Source organism: Almyronema sp. (assembly GCF_052168255.1).
Classification (GTDB): Bacteria; Cyanobacteriota; Cyanobacteriia; order Phormidesmidales; family Phormidesmidaceae; genus Sphaerothrix; species Sphaerothrix epifaneia.
The window spans coordinates 1-3474 of record NZ_JBQLZL010000083.1 but is presented as its reverse complement, the minus strand read 5'-3'; the positions used below and the strand labels follow the sequence as shown (position 1 = coordinate 3474).

The 3474-nt window shown below is 54.3% G+C and carries 2 protein-coding genes; both read left to right on the top strand.

Features of this window, described 5'->3' with window-relative positions; translation table 11 throughout:
• Positions 1-44 precede the first annotated feature (44 nt).
• On the top strand, positions 45-338 hold the full coding sequence (locus tag ACTS3T_RS18630; RefSeq protein ID WP_462935334.1) for a nitrogen fixation protein NifZ: 294 nt from the start codon (positions 45-47) through the stop codon (positions 336-338).
• Positions 339-436: 98 nt separating this feature from the next.
• On the top strand, positions 437-3364 hold the full coding sequence (locus ACTS3T_RS18625) for a bifunctional nitrogenase iron-molybdenum cofactor biosynthesis protein NifEN (protein WP_462935333.1): 2928 nt from the start codon (positions 437-439) through the stop codon (positions 3362-3364).
• The last annotated feature ends 110 nt before the right edge of the window (positions 3365-3474 follow it).

Below are 3474 nucleotides of genomic sequence, written 5' to 3'. Positions count from 1 at the left end.
CCCTATCTCCCCCACCCCTCCACCCCACCCCACCCCTCATCCCCATGAAACTCTCTGAAGAAGTCGAACTCGATTCCCCCCCCGTTTTTGATATGGGCCAGCGTGTCCGAGTCCGCAAGCTGATTCGCAACGACGGTACCTTTCCGGGTAAAGACATTGGCTTTCATCTGGCTAAGAAAGGCGACATCGGCTACATCGTCGGCATTGGCACCTATTTGCAACGGGCTTATATCTACTCCGTCCATTTTCTTGAAACTAACTATGTCGTCGGTTGCCTCAGCCGAGAACTAGAACTGGCTGAAGAGCGATCGCCTCTGATTCAGCAAGTAGAGTGGTAAAGCTTATTTCCACCTGCGACTAATCGGCTGAGTAGCCTGTTTCTCTCAGCGATCGCCTTTGTCCACCTGCGCCTCCATCCCCTCATCTGCAGATCGCCATGAAAATGACCTCTGGCAAAATTAACGAACTCCTGACCCAGCCCGGTTGTGAGCACAATCACAAAAAAGACAGCAAAGGCAAAAACAAAGCCTGCCAGCAACAAGCTCAGCCCGGTGCCGCTCAAGGGGGATGTGCCTTCGATGGTGCCAGCATTGCCCTGGTGCCGATTACCGATGTTGCCCACCTGGTGCATGGCCCGATTGCTTGTTCAGGTAACTCCTGGGGCAGTCGGGGCAGTCTTTCCTCTGGGCCAATGATTTACAAAATGGGCTTTACCACCGACCTGAGCGAAAATGACATCATTTTCGGCGGTGAAAAGAAGCTCTACAAAGCGATCCACGAGGTTAAAGAACGCTACAGCCCTGCTGCCATCTTTGTTTACCTTACCTGCGTCACCGCCCTGATTGGCGATGATCTAGATGCCGTCTGCCAAGCCGCCAGCGAAAAGTTTGGCCTGCCAGTTGTTCCGGTCAACGCTCCCGGCTTTGTCGGCAGTAAGAACTTGGGTAACCGCATTGGTGGCGAATCGCTGCTGGAACATGTCGTCGGCACCCAAGAACCCGAATACACCACCCCCTACGACATTAACCTAATTGGCGAATACAACATTGCGGGTGAACTTTGGGGCGTTTTGCCGCTGCTAGAAAAGCTCGGCATCCGGGTTTTAGCCAAAATTACTGGCGATGCTCGCTACCGTGAAGTTGCCTGCGCCCACCGAGCGAAGCTCAACGTCATGATTTGTTCCAAGGCGCTCATCAACATGGCGCACAAGATGCAAGAGCGCTACGGCATTCCTTACATTGAAGAGTCGATTTACGGCGTTGAAGACATCAACCGCTTGCTAAGAGACATTGCCGCTCAGCTAGGCGATGCCGATTTACAAAGCCGGGTTGAAACTCTGATTCAAGCAGAAACCGCCCAGCTCGATACGGCGCTAATGCCCTATCGGCAGCGGTTGCAGGGCAAACGCGTCGTCCTTTACACAGGCGGCGTCAAGAGCTGGTCAATTATTTCGGCGGCGAAAGATCTGGGTATGGAAGTCGTCGCCACCAGCACCAAAAAAAGCACCGAAGAAGACAAAGCCCGGATCAAAAATCTGCTCGGTCAAGACGGCATCATGCTGCAAAAAGGCAACGCCCAAGAACTGCTCAAAGTGATCGCCAAAACCCAAGCCGACATGCTGATCGCCGGGGGACGCAACCAATACACCGCCCTCAAAGCCCGCATCCCCTTCCTCGATATCAACCAGGAACGCCACCATCCCTACGCTGGCTACGTCGGCATGATTGAGATGGCTAAAGAGCTAGACGAAGCGCTGCATAGCCCGATCTGGCAGCAGGTACGGCTGGTGGCTCCGTGGGAGGAGGGTGGGGACGCGGGGACGCGGGGAGGGGGAGATGGGGGAGATGGGGGAGATAAGGAAGGTCGGGAAGGTGTAATTTCGGCTGGTGCTGCTGTTCCATCTCCTACATCTTCCCCATCCTCTCCCCTTCCCTACCTTCCCCCCTCTCCCCTCTCCCCCTCTACCAAGATCGTTTCGCGTAAAAAATCGGTTGCTGTTAATCCGCTGAAGCATAGCCAACCTTTGGGGGCGGCGCTGGCTTTTCTCGGTCTTAAAGGGGTGATGCCGCTGTTTCATGGCTCTCAGGGTTGTACGGCTTTTGCCAAGGTGATGCTGGTACGACATTTCCGCGAGGCGATTCCGCTTTCGACGACGGCGATGAGTGAGGTGACGACCATTCTGGGGGGTGAAGAGAATGTCGAAACAGCGATTTTGACGCTGCTGGAAAAGGCTCAGCCAGAAATTATTGGCCTATGCACAACGGGGCTGACCGAAACGCGGGGTGACGATATGCAAGGCATTTTGAAAGACTTGCGCCAGCGCCACCCAGAACTGTCTACTTTGGCGATCGCCTTTGCTTCAACCCCTGACTTTAAGGGCGCTTTGCAAGATGGCTATGCAGCAGCCGTCGAAGCGATCGTGCGCGATATTCCCGAAAGTGGCTGGGATGAGGTACGCCAGCACAGCGATACCTACGCTGACCCGTTTTATGCCTATGCCATGCCGGGAATGCCTTCGCAGGTAACGGTTTTAGCCGGATCTGCCCTTTCTCCTGGCGATGTCCAAGCCATTAAAGATATGGTTTCTGCCTTTGGCCTTAACCCTGTTATGGTGCCAGACTTGTCCGCTTCGCTCGATGGTCACTTGGCTGAGGGCTACTCTGGCTTGACGACGGGAGGAACGTCGCTCAGCCAGCTCAAAGCTTTGGGCTATTCTTCATTCACGCTGGCGATCGGCTCTAGCATGAAGCTGGCTGCTGAAATCTTGCAACAGCGCTTTGGCACCGAGTTTGAGGTGTTTGATAGCCTCACTGGTTTGGAAGCGGTCGATCAATTTTTGCACAAGCTCTCTGAGCTAAGTGGAAAATCAGTACCGCCCAAATATTGCCATCAGCGCAGCCAGTTGCAAGATGCCCTGCTCGACACCCATTTCTTTTTTGGCCGTAAGCGGGTGGCTTTAGCGCTTGAACCCGACTTACTCTACAGCATTGCCTGGTGGCTGACGACAACCGGGGCAAGTGTTCATGCGGCTGTTACCACCACCAAATCCAAGCTGCTCAAGCATCTGCCCATTGACTCGGTCACCATTGGCGATTTAGAAGACTTTGCCGATTTAGCTCAGGGAGCCGACTTATTAATTGCCAACTCTAAAGCCAAGTCTGTGTCGCAACAGTTGGGCATTCCCCTCTATCGCCTTGGCTTCCCGGTCTTTGATCGGCTTGGCAATGGCCGTCGTTGCACCGTGGGCTACGACGGCACGACCCAGCTTTTGTTTGATATTGGCAACCTGTTTATGGAAGCTGATGAAACCCAGGCTCATGAACAAGTTCAGGCTTGGCGGCTAGGCGAAGCAGTACCGGAATGAGACAGCGTAGCAGGCGGGGCAACGGAGATCAATTGTCAGTCCAGATCTGTAGCTTTATTTATCGCCCCCCTTCCCCCTTTCTCCCCTTCTCCCCTCTCCCCCTCTCCCCC